The organism is Okeania sp. SIO2B9 (assembly GCF_010672505.1).
Classification (GTDB): Bacteria; Cyanobacteriota; Cyanobacteriia; order Cyanobacteriales; family Microcoleaceae; genus Okeania; species Okeania hirsuta.
Map to the genome: position 1 here is coordinate 1 of NZ_JAAHGK010000898.1, position 3,246 is coordinate 3,246.

Genomic DNA, 3,246 nt, shown 5'->3' on the forward strand with positions numbered 1-3,246 from the left:
AAAACCGGATTTGGTATTATACCCACTTTTAAAAGCAACACTATATTTGATTGGGGTGTAAAAATCACTCTGAAAATAATCAGAATTATTACATACTAAGCACTCAATTCAACTTCTAGGATTGATAAATATCAAATCTAAGTATGACAATATTTTAAGTAATTGCTATAACTCCTAACAGCTATTAAGTAGGTAGACAAGATTAACTTTATTTATCGCCAGATACTTAGTTATTTCACCCAAACTGTCTTAATATTGACAAATTCCAGAATTCCTTCTTTGCTAAGTTCTCGGCCATAGCCAGAACGTTTAATCCCACCAAAAGGCAGACGTGGGTCAGACTTGACTAAACCATTGATAAAAACTGCACCTGCTTCTAGTTCTGATATTAACCTATCTGTCTGGGCTGTATCTGTAGTCCATGCACTTGCACCTAATCCGAAAGGAGAGTTATTGGCCAGTTCTATTGCTTCATCAATATTAGTAACCCGAAATATCAAGGCAACAGGACCAAAAAATTCCTCTTTATAAGCAGGGGAATCTACTGGAATCTCCGCCAAAATAGTAGGAGGGTAAAAATTTCCCGGACTGTCAGATAAAAGATGACCACCAGTCAGAACTTTTGCTCCTTTCTCAACAGAAGCTTCTACTTGAGCATTTAACTCTTGAAGAATAGATGGAGTTGCCAAAGGACCAATATCAGTATCTGGCAACATAGGGTCTCCTACCTTCAAAGCCTCAAATTTTTCTACTAGACGCTGTTGAAATTCTTCAGCAATAGTTTCTGCTAATATGAAGCGTTTGGCTGCAATACAAGATTGGCCATTATTCAACATCCGAGCTGTAACAGCAGTAGACACAGCTTGTTCTAAATTAGCACTTTCTAATACTATAAATGGATCGCTACCTCCCAATTCCAAAACAGTTTTTTTGATTGATTGACCTGCTATTGCTGCTAAAGCCATTCCTGCTGGTTCACTTCCAGTTAAAGTTCCTGCTTTTACTCGGTCATCTGCCATGATGCCTGCTACTTTATTGGAACCTATCAATAGGGTTTGAAATGCTCCTTCTGGGAAACCTGCTTCTTTAAATATTTCTTCAATGGCCAAGGCACATTGGGGAACATTAGAGGCGTGTTTTAATAAACCTACATTTCCTGCCATTAAAGCTGGTGCTGCAAATCTGAAAACTTGCCAAAAGGGAAAATTCCAAGGCATAACAGCTAGCACTGGGCCTAATGGTTGATAACGGACAAAAGATTTACTTGCGTCAGTTTGTGCTGGTACGTCAGCGAGAAATTTTGCTGCATTTTCTGCATAGTAGCGACAGACTAGGGCACATTTTTTAGCTTCAGCGATAGCTCCACTCAGAGTTTTACCCATTTCTAGGGTCATTATTTTGGCAAATTTTTCAGCATTTTTCTCTAAAATATCGGCTGCTGCTAATAGCCATTCCCCACGTTGAGTCATGGAAATTTGACGATATTGACCAAAAGTTGTGATTGCTAATTCTAGTTTTGTTTCAATCTCTGCATCTGTGATTGGTTCAAAAGTTTTTAGTGTTTCTCCTGTTGCTGGATTAATTGTAGCGATCGCCATTAATTTTTTCTCCTCAATTTAAAGTTAAAATTACTTTTTAAATTAAGTCACAAGTTATGAATATCAATACATTTTGTGACAATAATGTTTTTGACAATAACTTTTTTTCTTGCTGCTGTAAATCCTTCGATAGTTTAACTTATTCGCTTCTTTACCCCTGGGTGTTAATTTCATCCAAGAGCTTACTAATTTTTGTTAACTTTAGTTTGGCTTTATACTTTATCATACTCGCTTGCACTAGCAAAAACAGTTAATTCTTAACTATCTTTTACAATCATTTAACGATATAAAAAAATATACACTTATAGATAGGATTTACAAATTTTTCAGTTATAAACTCCATATATAGTGGAGCACTCTAGTTTTTAAGTTCTATATTATAAGTGTTTTTTTGTAAGCCCTGATAGACAGTCTTTATTTCCTATTCCTCAAACTGTAGCGAAGTCTATGTATATATATATATATGTTTTATCTCAATCACCTACAATAGCTAGACTTTGTCTAAATCTCCCTATCAGGCCAGAAAAACCAACATGATAGGGGTATCATTAAATGTATAAAAAGTATCACACTTTTATCAAAATAATTGGTCTAAAACCCCGCCTTTTAAGGCGAAATATTTTTGTAGGGTTGCTCAAAATCCCCGTTACAAAAATCACTTCTGACTTCGTTAAAGATACCATGTCTGAATTTACTACTGTTGATCAAAAAATATTTAATCTAGTAAGAGGGATTAGACCTCAACTTCCTAAGGGACTTTGGAAAGGCAAAAAGAAACGTGGACGACCGATCAAAATTTCTGTACCTAGTTTTCAACAAGAGCGTTGCGCGTGGGTGGTATCAACTTAAATATCGTCGTCTAGTTGTACGATGGGAGCGTATTTCTGCTTGCCCGTGATGCTTTTTTAGGGTTCGCGGAGCGTGGGGTTAGCCATATCGTCACTGTACATATTTGGGTTAATCGCATTTTATTAGTGGCATAGGTTCAGTAATATCTAAAATTTCATAAAAACACTGTTAATTATGATTTATCAATCATAAATTTTGACGACTAAACTATTTGATACAATTTTATAACATAATTATCAACTAAGATTGCAATATCAAACTTAGATATTTATTTAGATATTTATAATGTTGAGATATTAGTAGATGTAGATTTAAGTAAGCTAGATTTTAAAACTAGCAATCTTATTTTCTACGGAAAACTAACTAATTATCAGGGGCAGTTGACATACGTTAAGTTATTTGTACAAGAGTAATTTTAATCCGTCAAAAGTGAATAGTTAGCCTCCTGTGGAGGAACTGTGTTAACAAATGTGTGATGGAAATGAGCAACCTGCCATCAATATATACTATAAGTTTTTTAACCAGAGGCGTGAGGGTCTTCAACGAACCTGTTTAAAATATTAACGGATGACTGATGAACAATCAAAAATAACTTCTAGATATATATCTTTGATATTGAAACTATGAGAATGGGATGAAAATAATCTTTCAATATTCAAATATAACTATAACCGTTATTTTAAATTTAATACTTTACAATTCTGTAAAAGCATAATTATTTGAAAACTTACTACAAACTTTATTGAATTCAGCAGAGATAAAAATATATTGTAATTATCTACAGGAACGTAGTTAGACT

General features: G+C 34.3%; 2 protein-coding genes. One reads left to right on the top strand and one right to left on the bottom strand.

The features are described from left to right. Positions 1-230: 230 nt before the first annotated feature. Positions 231-1,598, bottom strand: a complete 1,368-nt coding sequence (locus F6K13_RS25150) for an NAD-dependent succinate-semialdehyde dehydrogenase (protein WP_124143736.1) — start codon at positions 1,596-1,598, stop codon at positions 231-233. Between the two features lie 552 nt (positions 1,599-2,150). On the opposite strand from F6K13_RS25150, the gene F6K13_RS25155 reads away from it, so the two are divergent. Next, positions 2,151-2,447, top strand: a complete 297-nt coding sequence (locus tag F6K13_RS25155) for a hypothetical protein (RefSeq protein ID WP_124143735.1) — start codon at positions 2,151-2,153, stop codon at positions 2,445-2,447. The last annotated feature ends 799 nt before the right edge of the window (positions 2,448-3,246 follow it).